The sequence below is a fragment of the Variovorax sp. Varisp53 genome, assembly GCF_059491555.1.
On sequence record NZ_CP168512.1, the window covers coordinates 1,818,025 to 1,839,012 of the forward strand.

Genomic DNA, 20,988 nt, shown 5'->3' on the forward strand with positions numbered 1-20,988 from the left:
GTCGCAGTAGCAGCACGGAGGCCCCACGTTGAGCCCGTCACGCCCGTTCATCCTCCGACCGGTGGCGACCTCGCTGCTGATGGTCGCCATCGTGCTGGCCGGCCTGGTGGCGTTCCGCTTCCTGCCGCTGTCGGCACTGCCGCAGGTCGACTACCCGACCATCCAGGTGCAGACGCTCTACCCGGGGGGCAGCCCCGAGGTGATGAGCAACACCGTCACCGCGCCGCTGGAGCGCCAGTTCGGCCAGATGTCGGGGCTCGACCGCATGAGCTCGACCAGCGCCGCGGGCGTGTCGATCATCACGCTGCAGTTCTCGCTCGGCCAGACGCTCGACGTCGCCGAGCAGGAAGTGCAGGCCGCCATCAACGCCGGCGGCTCGCTGCTGCCGGCCGACCTGCCCGCGCCGCCGGTGTATGCCAAGGTCAATCCGGCCGATGCGCCGGTGCTCACGCTATCCATCACCTCCGACACGCTGCCGCTCACCGACGTGCAGAACCTCGTCAACACGCGGCTCGCACAGAAGATCAGCCAGGTCTCGGGCGTCGGGCTGGTGTCGCTCAGCGGCGGGCAGCGCCCGGCCGTGCGCATCCAGGCCAATACGCAGGCGCTGGCGGCCAACGGCATCGGTCTGGACACGCTGCGCACCGCCATCTCGGCAGCCAACTCCAACGGCGCCAAGGGCAGCTTCGACGGACCGAAGCGCGCCTACACGATCAATTCGAACGACCAGCTGCTGACGGTCGACGACTACAAGAACCTGATCGTCTCGTACAAGAACGGCGCGCCGATCCGCATGGTCGACGTGGCGCAGGTGGTCAACAGCGCCGAGAACAACCAGCTCGCCGCCTGGGCCGGCAACAAGGCCGACGGCACCAGCAAGCTGTCGCCCGCGATCATCATGAACGTGCAGCGCCAGCCCGGCGCCAACGTGATCGCCACCGTCGACGCCATCAAGAAGCTGCTGCCCGAGCTGCAGGCCGGCTTTCCGGCGGGCCTGAAGATCGAAGTGCTCAGCGACCGCACTGCGGGCATCCGCGCTTCGGTGCAGCACGTGGAGATGGAACTGGTGCTGGCCGTGGTGCTGGTGGTGCTGGTGATCTTCGCCTTTCTCGGCAGCCTGCGCGCCACCGTCATTGCCAGTGTCGCGGTGCCCATCTCGCTCATCGGCACCTTCGGCCTGATGTACATGCTGGGCTATAGCCTGAACAACCTGAGCCTGATGGCGCTGACCATCGCCACCGGCTTCGTGGTGGACGACGCGATCGTGATGATCGAGAACATCGCGCGCTACATCGAGGAGGGCGAGAAGCCCCTGCAGGCCGCCTTCAAGGGCGCCACGCAGATCGGCTTCACCATCATCTCGCTGACGGTGTCGCTCATTGCCGTGCTGATTCCGCTGCTCTTCATGGGCGACGTGGTGGGCCGGCTGTTCCGCGAGTTCGCGGTGACGCTGGCCATCACCATCCTGATATCGGCCGTGGTCTCGCTCACGCTCGTGCCGATGATGTCGGCGCGCTGGCTCAAGCACCAGCCGAAGAAAGAAGGCGGCACGGGCTTCGGCGCGCGCGCCCAGCGCTTCTTCGAAGGCGTGATGCTGCGCTACGACCGCTCGCTGCATTGGGTAATCGATCACCAGCCGCTCACGCTGCTGGTCGCCTTGCTCACCATGGTGCTGACCGTGGTGCTGTACCTCACCATTCCGAAGGGCCTGTTTCCCACGCAGGACACCGGCCAGCTGCAAGGCCGCATCCAGGCGGCGCAGGACGTGTCGTTCGACCGCATGTCGCAGCTGCAGCAGCAGGCGGCCCGCGCGATTCTGGACGACCCCGACGTGGAGAACCTCAGCTCCTTTGTCGGCGTGGACGCCGCCAACAACACCATGCTGCACACGGGCAGCATGCTCATCAACCTGAAGTCCGGCCACGACAACCAGCAGAAAGTGATGGACCGGCTGCGCGAACGCGCGCGGCAGGTGGCCGGCGTCACGCTGTATCTGCAGCCCACGCAAGACCTGACCATCGACGCCGAGACCGGACCGACCGAATACCGCGTGTCGCTCGAAGGCGTGGACAGCGCGACGATCACCGGGTGGATGAAGAAGCTCGTGGCGAAGCTGCAGGACTCCGACAAGGTGCGCAACGTGAGCAGCGATGCCGGGGCGCAAGGGCTGGCCGCCTTCGTGAACGTGAACCGCGATACGGCCGCCCGGCTGTCGATCACGGCGAGCACGGTGGACGATGCGCTCTACAGCGCCTTCGGCCAGCGCATCGTGTCGACGATCTTCACCGAGACGAACCAGTACCGCGTGATCCTCGAGGCGCAGCCCGGGATGGTGAACACGCCGCAGACGCTCGGGCAGCTGAGCCTGATCGCGGGCTCCGGCACCGCGACGCCGCTGTCCGCCATCGCCGACATCACCGAGCAGCAGGCACCGCTGCAGATCACGCACGTGGCGCAGTACCCGGCGAGCACGCTGAACTTCGATACCGCGCCTGGGGTTTCGCTTGGCGCTTCGGTCGATGCGATTCGCGCAGCCGCCAAGGAGATCGGGCTGCCGAGCAGCGTGACGATGACTTTCCTGGGCGCTTCAGGGGCCTACGAGAGGTCGCTGTCGAACCAGCTGTGGCTGATTCTTGCCGCCGTCGTCTGCGTGTACATCGTGCTGGGGGTGCTGTACGAGAGCTACGTGCATCCGCTGACGATCCTGTCCACGCTGCCTTCTGCCGGGGTCGGTGCTTTGCTCGCGCTGATGATCACCGGCAATGACCTGGGGGTGATCGGGATCATCGGGATCATCCTGCTGATCGGCATCGTGAAGAAGAACGCGATCATGATGATCGACTTCGCTATCGATGCGGAGCGTACCCAGGGCAAGTCTGCGCGCGAAGCCATTCATCAGGCTGCCTTGCTGCGCTTTAGGCCCATCCTGATGACGACGCTGGCTGCCTTGTTTGCTGCCATTCCTTTGATGTTGAGTTTTGGGGAAGGCGCCGAGTTGCGCAGGCCTCTTGGCCTGGCGATCTTCGGCGGGCTGATCGTCAGCCAGTTGCTGACGCTGTTCACTACGCCTGTGATCTATCTGGCGTTCGACCGGCTGGGTGGGGAGAGCTCTCGACGGGGCGTGATCGAGGAGGAGGCGGTTTGAACCGTTTTGCTTCCTGCGGCTTGTTTGTTTCCCGAGGCCGGGAGTTCCGCCCGGCGGCGGACTTACTTTCTTTTGCTTCGCCAAAAGAAAGTAAGCAAAGAAAAGGCGACCCCACTGTCTGCGACCCCTTCGCTGCGCTACGGGGCAACCTGCGGTGCTCGCGCCTGCTGTGGGGTATGGGCTGTTCCGGAGCCGAGCGCAGCGAAGGCCCGTCCCCAAATCCCTTCTGGCTGCGCCGAGGAGCGCAGCGTTTCGCGGATCAGGGCTCGCAGCTGTTTGAGCGAAGCGAGTTCTGCGAGACCCCGCGAAACGCGAGCACCGCAGGTTGCCCGCAGCGAAGCGGAGGGACGCAGACAGTAGGGTCGCCTTTCTTTTGCCTACTTTTCTTTGGCGAAGCAAAGAAAAGTAGGTCGGCCGCCGGGCCGAGACCCGGCCTCCGCCCCGAGCAGGGGAAAGAGCGATGAATCTCTCGCTGCCTTTCGTCCGCCGCCCCATAGGCACAGTCCTGCTGACCATCGGCGTCGCCCTCGCAGGCATAGCTGCGTTCTTCGTCCTCCCGGTCTCTCCGCTCCCCCAGGTCGACTACCCGGTCATCTCGGTAAGAGCATCCATCCCGGGAGCAAGCCCCGAGACGATGGCAACCAGCGTGGCAACCCCGCTGGAGCGCCACTTGGGCACCATCGCTGGCGTCAACGAAATGACGTCCACCAGCTCGGTGGGCTCCTCAAGAGTCACCCTGCAGTTCGACCTGAGCCGCAACATCGACGGCGCGGCCCGCGAAGTGCAGGCCGCCATCAACGCCAGCCGCGTGGACCTTCCCGCCACGCTGCGCAGCAACCCGACCTATCGCAAGGCCAACCCGGCGGCCTCGCCGGTCATCATCCTGGCCCTCACGTCCAAGACCAAGACCCCGGGCCAGATCTACGACGCCGTCTCGAACATCGTGAGCCAGCGCCTGTCCCAGGTGGACGGGGTGGGCGACGTGGAAATCGGCGGCGGCTCGCTTCCCGCGGTGCGCGTGGAACTGCTGCCGTTCGCGCTCAACCGCTACGGCATCAGCACCGAGGACGTGCGCGCCGCCATCCAGGCCTCCAACGCCAACCGCCCCAAGGGCATGGTGCAGGGCGAAGGCCGCAAGCTCCAGATCTACACGCAGACGCCGGCCCTGCGCGCCAGCGACTACGCCTCGATGGTGGTGGCCTGGCGCAACGGCGCGGCGGTGCGGCTGCAGGACGTGGCCGAGGTGCTCGACGGCGTGGAAGACACGCGCACGCTGGGCCTCTTCAACGGCCAGCCGGCGATCGTCATCCTCATCACGCGGCAGCCCTCGGCCAACATCATCGAAACCGTGGACAGCGTGCGCGCGCTGCTGCCCGAACTGCAGGCGCAACTGCCGCCCGACGTCACGCTGCAGGTGGCGTCGGACAGCACCAACTCCATCCGCGCCTCGCTGCGCGAGGTCGAGTTCACGCTGATCGCCGCGGTGCTGCTCGTGGTGCTGGTGGTCAGCCTGTTCCTGCGCAGCGCGCGCGCCACCATCGTGCCGGCGGTGGCCACTGTGGTGGCCCTGCTCGGCACCTTCGGGGTGATGTACCTGCTGGGCTTCAGCCTCAACAACCTGAGCCTGATGGCGCTCACGGTGGCCACCGGCTTCGTGGTGGACGACGCGATCGTCGTGCTCGAGAACACCAGCCGGCACATCGAGTCCGGCATGTCGCGCATGAAGGCGGCGCTGCTGGGCGCGAAGGAGGTGGGCTTCACCGTGCTGTCGATCAGCGTGTCGCTGGTGGCGGTGTTCATCCCGCTGCTGTTCATGGGCGGGCAGGTGGGGAGGCTGTTCCGCGAGTTCGCGATCACGCTGTCGGCGGCGGTGATGATCTCGCTGGTCATCTCGCTCACCACCACGCCGATGATGTGCGCATGGCTCCTGAAGCCCGGCGGCGAGCACGACAAGAACAAGCCGCAGGGACGCCTCGGCCGCATGGCGGCGCGCAGCTACGACTGGGTGCTCAAGCGCTACGAGAACAGTCTCGACTGGGCGCTCGACAGCAAGGCGCTCGTCATGCTCATTCTGGTGGCGGTGGTCGGGCTCAACGTCTACCTGTTCAGCGCCGCGCCCAAGGGCTTCTTTCCGCAGCAGGACAGCGGCCAGCTCAACGGCGGGCTGCGCGCCGACCAGAGCATTTCGTCGCAGGCGCTGGCCGACAAGCTGCGGCAAGTGATCGATATCGTCCGCAAGGACCCGGCGGTCGACACGGTGATCGGCTTCACCGGCGGATCGCGTGCGGGCGGCGGCTTCATGTTCGTCAACCTGAAGCCGGCCAACCAGCGCACGGAAAGCGGCCTGGCCGTGATCGCGCGGTTGCGGCCGCAGCTCAACGAGGTGACCGGCCTGCGCGTTTTCCTCGGCCCCGTGCAGGACGTGCGCTCGGGCGGCCGCGCCAGCAATTCCACCTATCAGTATTCGCTCAAGAGCGACAGTCTGACCGATCTGCGCACCTGGGCCGTCAAGCTGTCCGACGAACTGAAGACGCAGCCGGTGCTGACCGACATCGACACCGACCAGGACCAGAACGGCGTGGAGACGGTGGCCAAGGTCGACCCCGACAGCGCGCGCCGGCTCGGCCTGACTTCGACAGCCATCGACAACGCGCTCTACAACGCCTTCGGCCAGCGGCAGGTGGCAACCATCTACACCGAGCTCAACCAGTACCACGTGGTGATGGAGTGGGCGCCGCGCTACACGCGCAGCCCCAATTCGCTGAGCGATGTGTACGTGCCGGCGACCAAGACCTCGGTGATCGGCGGGCAGACGGTGACCACCCAGGTGGCGGCGACGACGGGCACCACGTCGTCCTCCGGCAGTTCGGCGGCACCGGCCACGGCCGCGAGCGCGACGGTGCCGGTCTCGGCCAACGCGGGCCTGCGCGGTGCGTCGACCGGCAACGTGCTCAGCAACACGGCCACTGCCCTGGTGCCGCTGTCGGCGGTGGCGAAGTTCGAGGAGCAATCGGTCGCAACCTCGGTGAGCCATGAAGACGGCGAGTTGGCGACCACGATCTCGTTCAATCTTGCCGAGGGCGCGAACCTCGGCGACGCGCGCGAGGCCATCGCGAAGGCCGAGGCCAACATCGCCATGCCCACCAACGTGCGCGGCGCATTCGCCGGCACGGCAGCCAGTGCGCAGCAGTCGCAGGGCCAGCAGTTGATGCTGATCCTGGCGGCGCTGGTCGTGATCTACATCGTGCTGGGCATCCTCTACGAAAGCCTGGTGCATCCGATCACCGTGCTGTCGACGCTGCCGTCGGCCGGCGTGGGCGCGGTGCTGGCGCTGCTGATGTTCCGCATGGAGTTCTCGATCATTGCGCTGATCGGCGTGTTCCTGCTGATCGGCATCGTGAAGAAGAACGCCATCCTGATCATCGACTTCGCGCTGGAAGCCGAGCGCTCGCGCGGGCTCACGCCGCTCGAGGCGGTGCGCGAGGCCTGCCTGCTGCGCTTCCGACCGATCCTGATGACCACGCTGGCAGCCGCGCTGGGCGCGCTGCCGCTGGCCATCGGCTTCGGGGAGGGCGCCGAGCTGCGCCGGCCGCTGGGCGTGGCCATCATCGGCGGGCTGATCGCGAGCCAGCTGTTGACCCTGTTGACGACGCCAGTGGTCTACCTGTTGCTGGACAAGCTGCGCCGCCGCAGCAAACATGAACACGAATTGAGCCGTGCCACGCCCGTCTGAGAACAACACCGCCATGAACGCACTGCTTTCCACTTCGCGCTTTTCGCTCTCGGCGCTCGCGCTCGCCGCGGCCCTCGCCGGCTGCGCTGTCGGCCCGCGCTACGTGCAGCCCACCACCGCCGCGTCCATCGACTGGAAAGAGCAGAAAACCGCCGAAGGCTGGCTGCCCGCCGCGCCGGCCGATGCGCTCGACCGCGGCGAGTGGTGGAAGCTGTTCGCCGACCCCACGCTCGACGAACTGGCCGGCCGCGTGCAGGTGTCGAACCAGAACATCGCCGCGGCGGTGGCCAACTACACGCAGGCCCAGGCGCTGGTGCGCGGCGAGCGCGCGGCGCTGTTCCCGTCGGTGTCGCTCGACGGTTCGGCCAAGCGCTCCGGCACGGTGGGCGGCAGCAGCACGTCGAGCCCGGCGAACACTTTCTCGGCCACGCTCGGCGCGAGCTGGACGCCCGACGTGTGGGGCCGCCTGCGCGAAGCCGTGAGCAGCGCGCAGGCCAACGCGCAGGCGAGCGAGGCCGATCTTGCGGCCGCGCGGCTCTCGGCCATTGGCAGCCTCGCGACCAACTACTTCTCGCTGCGTGAGGCCGATGCCGAGATCGTGCTGCTCGACGAAACCATCCAGGGCTACCAGCGCGCCTTCGAGATCACGAGCAACCGCTATGCGGCCGGCATCGCCGCACAGACCGACGTGCTGCAGGCGCAGACGCAACTCGTCAACGCCAAGGCCGAGCGCGTGGGCCTGCAGCGCACGCGCTCCACCTACGAGCATGCCATTGCGATGCTGCTGGGCGTGGCGCCGGCCGACTTCAGCCTGCCGGCGGCGCAATGGACGCCCATGGTGCCCGGCGTGCCGCTCGGCGTGCCTTCCACGCTGCTGCAGCGCCGGCCCGACATCGCGGCGGCCGAGCGCTCGGTGGCGGCGGCCAATTCGCAGATCGGCATTGCGCGCGCGGCGTACTTCCCGAACATCGGCCTCACGGCCTCGGTGGGCAGCAACGCAAGCCGCGTGAAGGATCTGTTCGGTTCGGCCAACACCCTGTGGGGGCTCGGACTGTCGGTGGCGCAGGTGATATTCGACGGGGGCGCGATCGCGGCCAATGTCGATTCCGCCAAAGCCGGCTACGAGTCCAGCGTGGCGCGCTACCGCCAGACCGTGCTTACCGCCTTCCAGGCCGTGGAAGACCAGCTCACCGCCAGCGCAACGCTCGCGCAGCAAGAGGGCCTGCGCCGCGAGGCATCCGCGGCGGCCGACAAGACCGAGCAGCAGCTGCTCAACCGCTACCGCGCCGCGCAGGTGAGCTACACCGACGTGGTCACGGCACAGGCTGCCGCGCTCAGCGCGCGGCGCACGCTGGTTCAACTGCAGGTCAATCGCCAGAACACCGCCGTCGCGCTGGTCCAGGCGATGGGCGGCGGATGGCAGGCCGGATGGATGGAGGGCAACGCCAAGGCGGACGCGGCAGCACCGCCCCCCGCCGCTTCCCGCACGCAGTAGGCGGCGATGCCGGGGATGGGCGCGAGGCCCATCCGCAAGCCCGAAGGTCAGCGCAGGCGCTTCGCCGGGCCTGATTGCAATGTCACGACGTCCGGGCGGTCAATGCGCCGTACGGTCGATGGTGTGGCCCAGGTAGTCCTTGTCGGTCACCAGCACCCACAGCGCCAGCACCAGGATCACCGCGGCCACGAGCACCGCGTTGACCATGGCCATCTCGATGCCGCGGAAGCCGAGCACCCACGGCGAAACCGCGAGCCAGGCCGCCAGGCCCACCTCGGTCCATTCTTCCCACTGCCGGGGCACGAAGGTCGCACCGAGCGCCACCGCGCCGAGCAGGATGCCGGTCGCAACCATCGTCCACATGGCGGCCGTCGTGCCCGAAAAGCCCAGAACCCAGGGCGAGACGATCAGCCAGGCGCCGGCGACGGCGTTGACAGGGTCTTGCCAATGCTTCACTTGCTTCATGGTCATTACCTCCTGTCGCGACAAGGCGCCGCGACAACGGTTGGATACACCGTTGCGGGCAGGGTTCCGCTGGACGAGCTAGCTGCCCCGGGCCGCCGGGGCCGTGAGGTAGGCCCCCGATTCGAACAGTTGCGCCTCCGCTTGGTCGATGCGCCGGATCACGGGCTTGCCGGCGCGGCTGGCCAGCAGCTCGACCAGAGCTTCCGTCACCGCCACCCCGGCCGCGACCGAGGGGAAGAACGAGGGGCTGTTGATCGTGAAGAGCAGCGTCTCGTCCGCCAGCAGCGACAGCGGCGAGGCCGCGCTGTCGGTGATGGCAACGATGTGGCAGCCCGCCGCCCGGGCCGCCTGCGCCACCTGCAGTGCCTCGCGCGAGTAGGGCGCAAAGCTCGCCACCACCAGCGCGTCGCCCTTGGCAAAGGCGCGTTGCTGCATCTCCAGCGAGCCGCCCTGGCCGTCGACCAGGTGCACGCTGGCGCGGAAGAGCCGGTACACGTAGACGAATGAAAAGGCGATCGGAAAGCATGCCCTGAAACCCGCGGCATGCACGGCCGGCGCCTTCTCGATCAGCGCGCAGGCCTTCTGCAGCGCCTGCTCGCTCTGCTGGTGGGTGGCCTCGAGGTTGCGGCGCTGCACCTCGAACATTTCGCCGGTCAGCGTCTGGTCCTTCGCGCGGCCGACGAGCTGCTTGGCGCGCCCGCCGTAGGTTTCGGAGCCCAGGCCCATGTCGGCGGCAAAGGCCTCCTTGAGCTGCGGCCAGCCCCCGAAACCCAGATGCTGCGCGAACCGCACGAGCGTGGCGGGCGTGCTCTGCGAACGCGTGCCGACGTTGCGCATCGAGCCCGTGACCACCTCGTTCGGGTGGTCGAGCACGTAGCGCGCCACCTGCTGCAGTGCGGGGCTCAGTTCGTTGAAACGCTGGCGGATCTGCTCTCTGGCGCCCATGGCGGTGTCCCTCTTCGGCTGTTGCTGGAACAAATGTACCGGAGGTGGAATGTGCGAACAGTTGACGGAACAAATGTTCCAAACAATAATCCATCGGAAACGTTGGTTCCAACCCCGAGTCCAGCTTCCAGCCCGCCATGACGCACGTCTTCCACCGCCACCTTCGCCAGACCCCGCCCGTAGCCGCCGGCTCCCACGGCATGTTCATCCGTGACGCCGAGGGCCGCGAATACCTCGACGCCTCGGGCGGCGCCGCGGTGTCATCGCTGGGCCATGCGCACCCCGAGGTGCTGGCCGCCATGCACGCCCAGCTCGACAAGCTGGCCTATGCGCACACCAGCTTCTTCACGAGCGAGGTGGCCGAACAGCTGGCCGACGAGATGATCAGCTCCGCCCCCGAGGGCATGAGCCACGTCTACCTGGTGAGCGGCGGTTCGGAGGCGGTGGAGTCGGCGCTGAAGATGGCGCGGCAGTACTTCGTCGAAATCGGCCAGCCGCAGCGCACGCACTTCATCGCGCGCCGCCAGAGCTACCACGGCAACACGCTGGGCGCGCTGGCGGTGGGCGGCAACGCGTGGCGGCGCGAACCCTTCGCGCCGATCCTCGTGCCGGCCACGCATGTGGCGCCGTGCTATCCGTACCGCGAGCAGCGCGCCGACGAAAGCGCCGAACAGTACGGCCTGCGCCTTGCGGCCGAACTCGAGGCGGCCATCCTCGCGCAGGGTGCCGACCGGGTGATCGCCTTCGTGGCCGAGACCGTCGGCGGCGCCACGGCCGGCGTGCTCACGCCCGTGCCGGGCTACTTCAAGGCGGTGCGCGCGGTGTGCGACAAGTACGGCGTGCTGCTGATCCTCGACGAGGTGATGTGCGGCATGGGTCGCACCGGCTCGCTGCATGCCTGCGAGCAGGAGGGCGTGGTGCCCGACCTGATGACCGTCGCCAAGGGCCTGGGCGGCGGTTACCAGCCCATCGGCGCGGTGCTGGCGCAGCGCCGCATCGTCGATGCCATGTCGAAGGGCAGCGGCTTCTTCCAGCACGGCCACACCTACCTCGGCCATCCGATGGCCTGTGCCGCCGCGCTCGCGGTGCAGCAGGTGATCCGGCGCGACGGGCTGGTGGCCAAGGTGCGCGAAGACGGCATTGCGTTTGGCGCGATGCTGGCCGAGGCGCTGGGCGCGCACCCGCATGTGGGCGACATCCGCGGCCGCGGCTTCTTCTGGGGCATCGAGTTGGTGGCCGACCGCGCGAGCAAGGCGCCGTTCGATCCGGCGCTGAAGCTCAACGCCACCGTCAAGAAGGACGCCATGGCGCGCGGCCTGCTGTGCTACCCCTTCGGCGGCACGGTCGACGGCCGGCAGGGCGACCACGTGCTGCTGGCGCCGCCCTTCATCGCCACGCGGCAGGACCTGCAGGAGATCGCCGCGCGGCTCGCGGCCTCCATCGACGCTGTCACGCGGGCCGCAGCTGCAACGGCGCGCTGAGCGCTCCCCCTTTCCCGTTCGTTTTCCCTCAACCATCGTTCCGAGGAGCGTTCCATGCCCAAGCTTCGTCCGCTGTTTCCCTTCGCCGCCGTGCTTGCGGCTGTGCTCATGCCCTTCGCCGCCGCACAGGCCCAGGACAACGACACGCTCGCCAAGATCAAGGCCAGCGGCGCCATCACCTTCGGCTACCGCGAGTCGTCGTTCGGCTTCTCGTATCTCGACGGCAACCTCAAGCCCGTGGGCTACAGCATCGAGATCTGCAACCGCATTGTCGAGGCGGTGAAGACCGAGCTGAAGATGCCCGCCATCGAGATCAAGTACCAGGCCGTCACCTCGGCCAACCGCATGCCGCTGGTGCAGAACGGCACGGTCGACATCGAGTGCGGCTCCACCACCAACCTGGTCGAGCGCCAGAAGCAGGTGGCGTTCTCGCCGGACATCTTCCGCTACAACGTGCGCATGCTGGTGAAGGCAGATTCGGGCATCAAGGGCATCGCCGACCTGCAGGGCAAGACAGTGGCCACCACCACCGGCACCACCTCGTTCCGCCTGCTGCGCGAGGCTGACCGAGGCCGCAGCCTCGATGTGACCAACCTCGCGGGCAAGGACCACAGCGACTCCTTCCTGCTGGTGGAAAGCGGCCGCGCCCAGGCCTTCGTGCTCGACGACATCCTGCTGGCCGGGCAGATCGCGAATGCGCGCAACCCGAAGGACTTCATCATCACCGGCGAGAGCCTTCGCACCGAGAACCAGTCGCTCATGTTTCGCAAGGACGACCCGGCCTTCAAGGCGCTGGTCGACCGCGTGGTGTCGGGCATGATGAAGTCGGGCGAGATGGAAAAGCTCTATGCCAAGTGGTTCATGTCGCCGATTCCGCCGAAGGGCATCAACATCAACTACCCGCTCAACGCCGAGACGAAGGACGCGTTCGCGAACCCCTCGTCGAAAGGCATCTGAACCCCGTGACCCCATGACTCGCATTGCCCTGATCCACGCCCTGTCGCACTCGGTCGCGCCCATCAACGACGCCTTCGCGCGCGACTGGCCCGAGGCTCGGCGCATGAACCTGCTCGACGACAGCCTGTCGGCCGACCTCGCGCGCAACGGCAGCAAGGGGCTCGACGGTGCCATGCACGAGCGTTTCCAGCGGCTCGCGCAGTACGCGGTCGACACGGGCGCGCAGGGCATCCTCTTCACCTGCTCGGCCTTCGGACCGTGCATCGAGGCGGTGGCGCGGCGGCATGCGGGCATTCCGGTGCTCAAGCCCAACGAGGCCATGATCGACGAGGTGGCGCAAGGGCAGGGGCGGCTCGGGCTGATCGCCACCTTCGCGCCGACGCTGGCCTCGATGCCGCCCGAGTTTCCGCAGGGTACGGCAATCGAACCCGCACTGGCCGAAGGCGCGCTCGACGCATTGAATGCCGGCGACACGCAGCGGCACGACGCCCTGATCGCCGCGCAGGCCGTGGCCCTGAGCAAGCGCGGCTGCACGCGCATTGCCTTGGCCCAGTTCAGCATGGCGCGGGCGCGCGCCGCCTGCGAAACGGCCAGCGGCCTGCCGGTGCTGACCACGGTCGACAGCGCAGTGCGCGCACTGCGCCGTCGCATCGGGCCCGGGTCAGCGTGAGCGCGAGCCTTCGATGACCGAGAACAGCGCCGTCATCGCGATCTGCGCCGCGTCGCTGCGCCCCAGGTAGCGGGGAATGCCGGTTTCGCGGTCGGTCGCGTCCAGGCCTTGCGACAGCCGCCGGTAGATGTCCGCCGAGGGCATGCACGCCGAGGTGCCCAGCGCATCGCAATAGGTGTCGATGAGCACGCCCGCGAGCTGCTCGCTCTGCGCGTTCGACAGCTTCATCGAGGTGCCCGCGAACACGGCGGCGATGCAGTGCATCAGGTAGGCCTGCGTTTCGAGCGAGAACGACTGCTGCCGCACATAGCACTCGACGGCTGCCCAGAACAGCGGCTCGGAGGTGCGGCGCCAGCTTTCCAGCACCTTGCGCGCCTTGGCCACCAGGTCGGCGTGCGCATCGCCGGGCTCGGTGGGGCGCAGCGCCAGGCCCTGCAGCGTGAGCGCGGCCTCGGGGCCGGCCGTACCGAGGATGAAGCTCCAGAACTTCCAGCGGGCGTACCACTTCTTGTCGTGCGCCGGGTCCAGCGTTTCGAGCAGCCAGAAATCGATGCTCTGCATGGCGTCGACCTGCTGTTCGGCCATGTTGCCGCCGCCGAGGTCCAGCACCGGCATGCCCGACTGCATGCGGTCGGCCGCGATGTGGCCCTGCGCCACGATGCAGGCGCTCGTGCCCGTGCGGTCGATGTCGAGCAGCCGCTGCATCAGCTGCTGCAGCTCGCCGGCCGATGCGCCGGTGGCCTCGGCCACCCGCCGCATCGAGGCGCGCTGCTCGCGCTCGAGATCCTGCGCGTTCTTCCGGCGGTCTTCGCCGTGGTCGTCGGCGGTAGAGGCGTGTTCTTCGAGCCCGTCGCTGGGCGTGAACGTTCGCATTGATCAAAGCTCCTTCGGGCGCCACACATGCCCGAACATGCCCGACTGTGTGCCAACGCACCGGGTCTGAACATCACCCGAACAGGGGAGCCTGAATGGCGCCTGACTGCTCCCTCGCGATAATGGCCGCTCTTCAAAGGAGTGCGCGTGGACATTGTTTTGCTGGTCAAGGCCGCCGTGATGGGCATCGTCGAAGGGCTGACCGAATTCCTGCCGATCTCGTCGACCGGCCACCTGATTCTTGCGGGCTCGCTGCTCGGTTTCGACGACGACAAGGCCAAGGTCTTCGACATCGCCATCCAGACCGGCGCGATCTTCGCGGTGATCCTGGTCTATTGGCACAAGATCAAGTCGACCGTCGTCGCGCTGCCCCGGCAGCCGAAGGCGCAGCGCCTGGCGCTGAACATCTTCATCGGCTTCCTGCCGGCGGTGGTGCTGGGCCTGCTGTTCGGCAAGGCCATCAAGGCCCACCTGTTCATTCCGACCGTGGTGGCGAGCACCTTCATCATCGGTGGCTTCATCATCCTGTGGGCCGAGAAGCGGCCGCCGGGTTCGGTACGCGTGGAGCATGTCGACGACATGTCGCCATGGGATGCGCTCAAGGTGGGCCTGGTGCAGTGCTTCGCGATGATCCCGGGCACCAGCCGCAGCGGCTCGACCATCATCGGCGGCATGCTGCTGGGGTTGTCACGACAGGCAGCGACCGATTTCTCGTTCTTCCTCGCAATCCCGACGCTGATCGGCGCCGGCGTGTACAGCCTCTACAAGGAGCGCGCGCTGCTGTCGGTGGCCGACCTCCCGCTGTTCGCGGTGGGGCTGGTGTTCTCGTTCATCAGCGCATGGTTGTGCGTGCGCTGGCTGCTGAAGTACATCAGCACCCACAACTTCATTCCGTTCGCGTGGTACCGCATCGCCTTCGGCATCGTGGTGCTGGCCACCGCGTGGAGCGGGGCGGTGGTCTGGGCGGAGTAACTTTGCGCGGCGCTCAGCTTGCCTTTGCCGCCAGCGGCACCTGAAGCGTCAGCCGCGTCTCGCCCGGGCGCGACTGCAGCCGCAGTTCGGCCCCGAGGCGCCGCGCCCGGGCGCGCAGGCTGCGCAGTCCGGCACCCGCGCCCTTGTCGGCTCCATCGACCACGAAGCCGCGACCGTCGTCGCGCACGCTGAGCTGCAGACCCGCGCCGGTGCGCGTCACGGCCACGTCCACGCGCCGGCCTGCGCTGTGCTTGAGCGCGTTCGTCAGCGCCTCCTGCAGGAAGCGCAGCAGGTCGAGGCTCTGTGACGGCGGCAGCTCGAGCGTCTCGATGTTCGATACCTGCCAGCGGCAGTCGATGCCGTTCGCATCGAGCAGCTGCGAGGTGCGGTGGCGCAAGGGCGCGAGCAGCTCGCCGAACGCACGCGCACCATCGTGCTGGCCCGTGGCCTCGATGATCAGCCGCAGGTCGTCGCGCAGGCTCTTGAGCATCGCGAGCAGTGCGGGCGCGGAAAGCTCTTCGGGCCTGCGTTCGAGTGTCGCGATGCTGCCGACCAGCATGCCGCCCAACCCGTCGTGCAGGTCGCTCGCGAGGTTCACGCGCTCGCCGATGCGCGCATGTGCCAGTTCCAGCGCATGCTGCTGCGCGAGCGTGGCGGCCAGCTCGGCCTTGGCGGTGTTCACCTCTTCGATGAGCTCGGTGTTGAAGTTTTCGATGCGCTTCAGGCTGCTCACGAAGCGCCCGGCCTGCGTCAGCGCCATGCCCAGCAACAGCACGTACGACGACATGGTCGTGTAGTAGATGTTGCTGTGGATCACCTGCGTGAACACCAGCAGGTCGTGCATTGCCGTTGCCGCCGACACGGCCATGAAGGGCGCGAGCGAACGCATCGGGCTCGCGCGGTGTCGCAGGGCATGCATGATCGATGCGCTGTTCACCGCAATGACCGTGAGGCCGCCCACCAGCGTCCAGATGGCGCGGTGAACCGGCAGGTCCAGGCCGCTCGCCAGCCACAGATCGAGCACGCCGGCCAGCGCGACCAACAGTGCCGCCGCTTCAAGGCGCGGCATGCGCGATGCGCAGAAGCGCAGCGCAAAGACGATGTAGGACACGCCAAAAACCAAGAGCAGCGAAGTGTTGAGCGCCTGCCACCCGTGGTTGGAGGCAAACGGCCAGGGGCTGGTCGCGATCTGGTTGTAGCCGAACAGCAGCCACAGCACCGACATCAGCGCGAACCATCCGTAGGCCGCCTCGCGCCGCCGCAGCAGCCACAGCGCGGCGAAGAACGCCGAGACCGCCGCGCTCACCGCGAGGCCCAGCACCTGCAGGTCGCGGCGCACGAACCGCTCCCGCTCGTAGGTCGCCTGCACGGCGGCGGGCCTGCCGAGACTGACCGGGCCCAGGCCGGCCTGGTAGGCAGACAGGCCCGAGACGCGGACCGTCAGCATGTTGGTGGCGCCCGGCTTCAGCAGCGGCGGCGCCAGCAGCCAGTAGCGCGGCATGTTCCAGGCGCGGGTCAGCGGTTCGACCAGGTTTTGGTCGCGCGAGATCGGCGTGCCGTTCAGCGAAACCTCGCCGGCCATGTTGAGGTAGTGCAGCAGCAGGCCCGTTTCATTGGTCTGCGCGGGCTGGACCCAGGTCAGCCGGTACCAGACCACGCCGTCGAAGCCGGGCCAGCGTTCGGCCCAGCTGTCGGGCAGCGTGACGCGCGTCCAGCCGTCGGTCGGGGGGCTGGTCTCGGTCCAGCCCGTGCCTCGCACCGCTTCGACGCGGAGTTCGGGAGGAGGAGGCTGCTGCGCCAGCGTCCTCGCGGGGATGAAAACAAGGAGGAAGAAAAGAAAGGCGCCCATCAACGCGGCAAGCAATGCCTGTGCGGGCGACCCGGGCTGCCGGCTCCTCATCGATCCAGATCCTTCATTTACCAGTTCTCGGGGATGGCCTCGATGAAAACGAAAAGACACACTTTGCCATGTTTTGTCTTAGTTGTTCACAGGGGGAGAAGTCCATGTCCATCCGGATCCACGCGCAACTGCTGGCGATTGCCTTGTCTTTCGCGGGAAGCGCATATGCCGCCGGCTATGCCGCCGGTGGTGCGGGCAACGCAGGCGCCCAGCCCGGGTGGTCGTCCAGCGCCGGCGGCGGCGCGGCTACGGTCTCAGGAGACGGTTCCACCGCGATCGGTGCGGGTGGCGATGGCAGCAACGGAACTGCTGGCGGAACCGGTGGAACGGGCGGCGTTGGCGCCAGTGCGACCGCGAATGGTTCGACGGCCATCGGGGGCGGCGGAACCGCGGGGCAAGGTACCGCGGGCGGCACGGGCGGGGCAGGGGGAAGCGGCGCTCAGGCCACGTCCTCCGGCGCCATTGCCGTCGGCGCTGGCGGCACCGGCCTTGACGGTTGCTGCGGCTTCGGCGGCCGGGCCGGCGGCAGCGGCGCGCAGGCGACGGGCAACTCGGCGGTCGCCATCGGAAGCGCCTCGGGCACCAGCCAGGGCGCATTGGCGTCCGGCAACGGCAGCACGGCGATCGGCGGCGCAAACGGCGGTGCTTCGGGCGCGGCGGCGCTTGCGACAGGCGGTGTGGCCATAGGCTCGGGCAGTCGGGTCGAAAGCGGTGCGAGCGGCAGCGCGGCCATTGGCGCGAACTCCGTTGCCACGGCGGCGAATACGGTCTCCTTCGGGTCCACCGGCCAAACGCGTGGCCTGGTCAACGTCAGTGCGGGATCGGTGACCGCCACGAGCACCGACGCCGTCAACGGCAGCCAGCTGTACTCGGTGCGAGAGACCGCCGACACGGCTATGGCAACCGCCAGCGGCGCAACGGCCGTGGCTGCTTTTGCCCAGGGCGCTGCGGCGTCAGCCGAGGGCACGGCGAACACTGCGCTTGCCAATGCAGGCACGGCACAGACCATGGCGAGCGGAGCCCAGACAGCGGCTGCTGCTGCCCAAGGCACGGCGAACACCGCGCTCGCCAATGCGGGCACGGCCCAGACCACGGCCAACGGTGCCCAAGCTGCGGCAACGGCTGCCCAGGGCACGGCGAACACCGCCCTGGGCGTGGCGAACAACTCGGTCCAGTACGGCCCGGGTGGCGCGACCGTCAGCCTGAATGCCAACGGCGGCGCGGGAACCACGCTCAGCAACGTTCGCGCCGGCACGGCCATGACGGATGCCGCCAACGTCGGGCAGGTCCAGCAGGCCGAGCAAGGCGCCGTGGCGACCTCCAACAGCTTCACGGTGCAGCAGGTGGCCGCATTGCAGAGCGTCATGAATCAGGCCCTTGCCAATGGCCTGTGCAGCTTCAGCGGAGGCAGCGTGACCTGCGGCACGGGCAGCAAGGCCACCGGTGCGGGCGCCACGGCGATGGGCACCAATGCGACGGCCAATGGCGACAGCACCACCGCCGTCGGCAGCGGCGCCGAGGCCCGTTATGCCGGCTCGGTCGCCATCGGTGCAGGCGCCAGGGCGCTGGCCGATCCCACCACCGCCGTAGGCAACAACGCGGTGGCCACCGGCAACAACGCCGTGGCGCTCGGGGCCAACACGCTGGCCTCGGGCAGCAATGCGGTTGCGCTGGGCCAGGGCTCGGTGGCGGATCGCGACAACACCGTGTCGGTGGGCAACGCGGCCACCGGGCAGTTGCGCGGCATTGCGAATGTCGCGCCCGGCATGCTGGGCACCGACGCCGTCAACGTCAACCAGCTGCAGCAGGCGGTGAGCAGCGCGACCAGCCAGGCGAATGCCTTTGCCGCAAAGGGCATTGCAGCGGCGCTCGCCATGCCCTCCATGCCGACGCTCGCAGCAGGCAAGAAGTGGATGGGGGCCGCCGCGGGCAACTACGCCGGCGCATCCGCCATCGGCTTCGCTTTCGGCTACCAGGTCAACGACAACCTGAACCTGGGACTGGGTGTCTCCACCGCCACCAGCAGCGGCAGCAGCAACCGCGTTGCCGCCCGCGTTCAGGCGGGCTACGCATGGTGAAGGCCAGGGGGAAGAAGGCCGCGGCGCGTCAGGTCAGCGCAGCAAGCCGTGTCGCCGGCCCTCGAAGACGGCCTCGGTGCGCGAGCTGACGGCCAGCTTGCGGTAGATGTTCTTGGTGTGGCATTCCACGGTCAGCCTGGAGATCGAGAGTGATTCGGCCATATCGCGGTTGCTCAGGCCTTGCGAGACGAGTTCCAGTATCTCGCGCTCCCGGCGCGTGAGCGCGGCCGGTGCTTCTGTGGATGCCTGCACTGCCGCTTCGGCCGGCGGCGGCTGGTGCGTTGCCAGCCAGGCGAGGATGTGGCGCGCGATGCTCGGGTCGATGGGCGCGCCGCCCTGTTCGATGCTGCGCAGCGCGATGCCCAGCTCGATGTCGTCGCGCTCCTTGAGCAGGTAGCCGATGGCGCCTGCGCGCAGGGCTGCGAAGATGATTTCCTCCGTGCGCCAGGCCGAGATCACCACCGCCGGAACGCCCGGGTGGTGCGTTTGCAGCCAGCCGATGAGCTCGACCCCGCTGCCGTCGGGCAGGCCGATGTCCACCAGCACCAAGCCGTAGCCCTGTTCGCCCAGAAGCTGCCGGGCACCGGCGACGCTGTCGGTCACCGAAATGCGGCTCTCGTCGCAGCCGAGGGTGGACAGCACGTAGCGCAGGCGCTCCTGCATGGCCGGCTCGTCCTCGACGATCAGCGTGGGGCTCAGCGAAACGGGTTCGGCGTGTTCTGTCGGAAGGGGAGACATGCGGCGGATTCTTCGGCCAGGCCGGTGAGCCGGGCGCAAGGTATTTACTTATTTTCCAGACTTGTTGCCAACGATTGCCGGGCAGGCCTGCACATGATCAGGTAAGTCGAGTTCGTGATCGGCTCCAGGTGCTCCGCTTCGCCACGGAAGCCCAGCCGCTCGTAGAAGGCTACGCTGCGCGGCGTGAAGGTTTCCAGGAAGCAGGGCACGCCCGCCGCGTCGGCCTCGGCCAGCGTAGGCGCCAGCAGCTGCGCGCCCAGCCCGCGCCCCTGTGCATCGGGCGAGATGCCGAGGATCGACAGGTACCAGGCATGCGCCGGCACCACGGCCGGCGAGCGCGCGGCCATGAAATCGACGATGCGGCGGTAGTTGCCGTGGCCCCGCGGGCCCAGTGCGTCGGCGAGGTAATCGCTCTTCGCCGCCGACTCGGCCGCGTCGATCGCATCGGCGCGAGGCAGCAGCCAGGCCGCCGCCCCGAGCCGGGCGTCTTCGGCGGCGAGGTAGCGGCCTGTGCGCACGGCCTCGCCCAGCGAGTAGGCGAAGTAGTTGGCGAGCACCGCCTTGCGCCGCGGCATGTCGTGCTCGAAATCGACGGAGATCGCGAGATAGAACGGGTCGACGATCAGTGCGTCGGCCAGCGCAGGCGCTGACGGAAATTCGGGCTGCATGCGGAATCGGCAAGGTTCGGGGATGACCCGGGCGATTCTAGGGAGCCATGGCGGCCGCGCCTCAATCCAGCGTGACACCCCCGCTCAGGTTCAGCACCGCGCCGGTCATCGCGCCCGCGCCATCGGAGGCCGCGAACAGCGCGGCGGCCGCCATCTGGTCGAGCGAGGGCAGACGCTGCACCAGCAGGCCGGGCGGCTTGGCCGCGAGCATCTGCTCGACCGTGAGCCCCATGCTCTCGGCGGCCGGGCGGAACACCTCGCGGGCATGCGACCCGGCCGTCACCGCCTCGGGAATGGCGTGCGAGCGGATGCACACGGTGCGGATGTTGAAGGCCGCCAGCTCGCCCGCCATGTGGCGCGAAAGCGCCTCCACACCCGCGCAGGCCACCGCGTGGCCCAGGTAGCCCGGCCCCGGCAGGCGCGAGGCTGGCGTGGACACCGAAAGAATCACGCCCCCGCCGCGCTTCGCCATGTGCGGCGCCACGGCCCTGGCCGTGAGAAAGCAGCTGCGGGTGTAGGCCTGCACGGGCAGGAAGAAGTCTTCCAGCGGCAGCGCCGCGAGCGGCGTGCCCTGCACGTGCATCACGCCGATGGCGTTGAGCGCGATGTCGATGCCGCCGGCGCATTCGGCCACTTCGGCGGCGTGGCGGATCATGGCCTGCTCATCGAGCGCATCGACCACGGCCGCCTCGGCGCGCGCGCCCTCGGTTTCGATGGCCCGCACTGCCGCATCGAGCCTGGCGCGGTCGCGCCCCGTGATGAACACCCTGGCGCCTTCACGCGCGAAGGCGCGGGCCGCCACGCCGCCGATGGCACCGCTGCCACCGTGAACCACCACGCACTTGTTCCTGAACGTCTGCGACATCGT

Annotated in this window: 15 protein-coding genes; 8 read left to right on the plus strand and 7 right to left on the minus strand. The window is 68.2% G+C overall.

Features of this window, described 5'->3' with window-relative positions:
* Nucleotides 1-28 precede the first annotated feature (28 nt).
* The 3 genes from ACEOAB_RS08415 (at nucleotide 29) to ACEOAB_RS08425 (ending at nucleotide 8,373) form a co-directional block, all read left to right on the plus strand.
* On the plus strand, nucleotides 29-3,145 hold the full coding sequence (locus ACEOAB_RS08415) for an efflux RND transporter permease subunit (protein WP_495653598.1): 3,117 nt from the start codon (nucleotides 29-31) through the stop codon (nucleotides 3,143-3,145).
* A gap of 460 nt (nucleotides 3,146-3,605) precedes the next feature.
* Nucleotides 3,606-6,878 carry an efflux RND transporter permease subunit gene (locus ACEOAB_RS08420; RefSeq protein WP_413749602.1) on the plus strand — a complete coding sequence of 1,091 codons (3,273 nt, stop codon included), beginning with the start codon at nucleotides 3,606-3,608 and terminating at the stop codon, nucleotides 6,876-6,878.
* 13 nt (nucleotides 6,879-6,891) lie between these two features.
* A complete protein-coding gene (locus tag ACEOAB_RS08425; protein ID WP_413749603.1) occupies nucleotides 6,892-8,373 on the plus strand; it encodes an efflux transporter outer membrane subunit in 1,482 nt (493 codons plus the stop codon).
* Nucleotides 8,374-8,472: 99 nt separating this feature from the next.
* Here the strand turns inward: ACEOAB_RS08425 and ACEOAB_RS08430 are convergent, their stop codons facing one another.
* Complete coding sequence (locus ACEOAB_RS08430; protein WP_007833805.1) at nucleotides 8,473-8,838, minus strand: SPW repeat protein; 366 nt, start codon at nucleotides 8,836-8,838, stop codon at nucleotides 8,473-8,475.
* A 78-nt stretch (nucleotides 8,839-8,916) separates the two neighbouring features.
* Entirely contained in the window at nucleotides 8,917-9,783 is an 867-nt protein-coding gene (locus ACEOAB_RS08435) for a MurR/RpiR family transcriptional regulator (protein WP_413749604.1), read from the minus strand.
* Nucleotides 9,784-9,920: 137 nt separating this feature from the next.
* Between ACEOAB_RS08435 and ACEOAB_RS08440 the strand changes: the two genes are divergently transcribed.
* Genes ACEOAB_RS08440 through ACEOAB_RS08450 form a run of 3 tightly spaced genes read left to right on the plus strand, consistent with a single transcriptional unit; the run spans nucleotide 9,921 to nucleotide 12,891 of the window.
* Entirely contained in the window at nucleotides 9,921-11,264 is a 1,344-nt protein-coding gene (locus ACEOAB_RS08440; protein ID WP_056596511.1) for an aspartate aminotransferase family protein, read from the plus strand.
* 54 nt (nucleotides 11,265-11,318) lie between these two features.
* Entirely contained in the window at nucleotides 11,319-12,221 is a 903-nt protein-coding gene (locus tag ACEOAB_RS08445; RefSeq protein WP_056596508.1) for a transporter substrate-binding domain-containing protein, read from the plus strand.
* Between the two features lie 13 nt (nucleotides 12,222-12,234).
* Nucleotides 12,235-12,891: an aspartate/glutamate racemase family protein gene (locus ACEOAB_RS08450; protein ID WP_413749605.1), complete on the plus strand. Its 657-nt coding sequence runs from the start codon at nucleotides 12,235-12,237 to the stop codon at nucleotides 12,889-12,891.
* Here ACEOAB_RS08450 and ACEOAB_RS08455 read toward each other — a convergent pair.
* Nucleotides 12,883-13,764 carry a hypothetical protein gene (locus ACEOAB_RS08455; RefSeq protein WP_056596504.1) on the minus strand — a complete coding sequence of 294 codons (882 nt, stop codon included), beginning with the start codon at nucleotides 13,762-13,764 and terminating at the stop codon, nucleotides 12,883-12,885. The two genes, ACEOAB_RS08450 and ACEOAB_RS08455, sit on opposite strands and share 9 nt — an antisense overlap.
* A 147-nt stretch (nucleotides 13,765-13,911) precedes the next feature.
* On the opposite strand from ACEOAB_RS08455, the gene ACEOAB_RS08460 reads away from it, so the two are divergent.
* Complete coding sequence (locus ACEOAB_RS08460) at nucleotides 13,912-14,736, plus strand: undecaprenyl-diphosphate phosphatase (protein WP_007833779.1); 825 nt, start codon at nucleotides 13,912-13,914, stop codon at nucleotides 14,734-14,736.
* A 13-nt stretch (nucleotides 14,737-14,749) separates the two neighbouring features.
* Here ACEOAB_RS08460 and ACEOAB_RS08465 read toward each other — a convergent pair whose 3' ends face one another.
* Nucleotides 14,750-16,636 carry a sensor histidine kinase gene (locus tag ACEOAB_RS08465; protein ID WP_056596503.1) on the minus strand — a complete coding sequence of 629 codons (1,887 nt, stop codon included), beginning with the start codon at nucleotides 16,634-16,636 and terminating at the stop codon, nucleotides 14,750-14,752.
* Between the two features lie 104 nt (nucleotides 16,637-16,740).
* On the opposite strand from ACEOAB_RS08465, the gene ACEOAB_RS08470 reads away from it, so the two are divergent.
* Complete coding sequence (locus tag ACEOAB_RS08470; protein ID WP_495653599.1) at nucleotides 16,741-18,714, plus strand: YadA family autotransporter adhesin; 1,974 nt, start codon at nucleotides 16,741-16,743, stop codon at nucleotides 18,712-18,714.
* Between the two features lie 33 nt (nucleotides 18,715-18,747).
* Here the strand turns inward: ACEOAB_RS08470 and ACEOAB_RS08475 are convergent, their stop codons facing one another.
* The 3 genes from ACEOAB_RS08475 to ACEOAB_RS08485 all read right to left on the minus strand — a co-directional run bounded on the left by ACEOAB_RS08475 (nucleotide 18,748) and on the right by ACEOAB_RS08485 (nucleotide 20,985).
* Nucleotides 18,748-19,452, minus strand: a complete 705-nt coding sequence (locus ACEOAB_RS08475; protein WP_056596499.1) for a response regulator transcription factor — start codon at nucleotides 19,450-19,452, stop codon at nucleotides 18,748-18,750.
* A 44-nt stretch (nucleotides 19,453-19,496) separates the two neighbouring features.
* Nucleotides 19,497-20,120, minus strand: coding sequence for a GNAT family N-acetyltransferase (locus ACEOAB_RS08480; protein ID WP_056596497.1), 624 nt, complete (start codon nucleotides 20,118-20,120; stop codon nucleotides 19,497-19,499).
* A gap of 61 nt (nucleotides 20,121-20,181) precedes the next feature.
* Nucleotides 20,182-20,985, minus strand: a complete 804-nt coding sequence (locus ACEOAB_RS08485) for an SDR family NAD(P)-dependent oxidoreductase (protein WP_495653600.1) — start codon at nucleotides 20,983-20,985, stop codon at nucleotides 20,182-20,184.
* Nucleotides 20,986-20,988 lie beyond the last annotated feature (3 nt).

Bases quoted from the DNA above. Each gene is read 5' to 3' on its own strand.
- ACEOAB_RS08470 (WP_495653599.1), top strand. From the start codon at position 16,741: ATGTCCATCCGGATCCACGCGCAACTGCTGGCGATTGCCTTGTCTTTC.
- ACEOAB_RS08465 (WP_056596503.1), bottom strand. From the start codon at position 16,636: ATGAGGAGCCGGCAGCCCGGGTCGCCCGCACAGGCATTGCTTGCCGCG.
- ACEOAB_RS08430 (WP_007833805.1), bottom strand. From the start codon at position 8,838: ATGAAGCAAGTGAAGCATTGGCAAGACCCTGTCAACGCCGTCGCCGGC.
- ACEOAB_RS08475 (WP_056596499.1), bottom strand. From the start codon at position 19,452: ATGTCTCCCCTTCCGACAGAACACGCCGAACCCGTTTCGCTGAGCCCC.
- ACEOAB_RS08425 (WP_413749603.1), top strand. From the start codon at position 6,892: ATGAACGCACTGCTTTCCACTTCGCGCTTTTCGCTCTCGGCGCTCGCG.
- ACEOAB_RS08420 (WP_413749602.1), top strand. From the start codon at position 3,606: ATGAATCTCTCGCTGCCTTTCGTCCGCCGCCCCATAGGCACAGTCCTG.
- ACEOAB_RS08455 (WP_056596504.1), bottom strand. From the start codon at position 13,764: ATGCGAACGTTCACGCCCAGCGACGGGCTCGAAGAACACGCCTCTACC.
- ACEOAB_RS08435 (WP_413749604.1), bottom strand. From the start codon at position 9,783: ATGGGCGCCAGAGAGCAGATCCGCCAGCGTTTCAACGAACTGAGCCCC.
- ACEOAB_RS08485 (WP_495653600.1), bottom strand. From the start codon at position 20,985: ATGTCGCAGACGTTCAGGAACAAGTGCGTGGTGGTTCACGGTGGCAGC.
- ACEOAB_RS08480 (WP_056596497.1), bottom strand. From the start codon at position 20,120: ATGCAGCCCGAATTTCCGTCAGCGCCTGCGCTGGCCGACGCACTGATC.
- ACEOAB_RS08445 (WP_056596508.1), top strand. From the start codon at position 11,319: ATGCCCAAGCTTCGTCCGCTGTTTCCCTTCGCCGCCGTGCTTGCGGCT.
- ACEOAB_RS08450 (WP_413749605.1), top strand. From the start codon at position 12,235: ATGACTCGCATTGCCCTGATCCACGCCCTGTCGCACTCGGTCGCGCCC.
- ACEOAB_RS08440 (WP_056596511.1), top strand. From the start codon at position 9,921: ATGACGCACGTCTTCCACCGCCACCTTCGCCAGACCCCGCCCGTAGCC.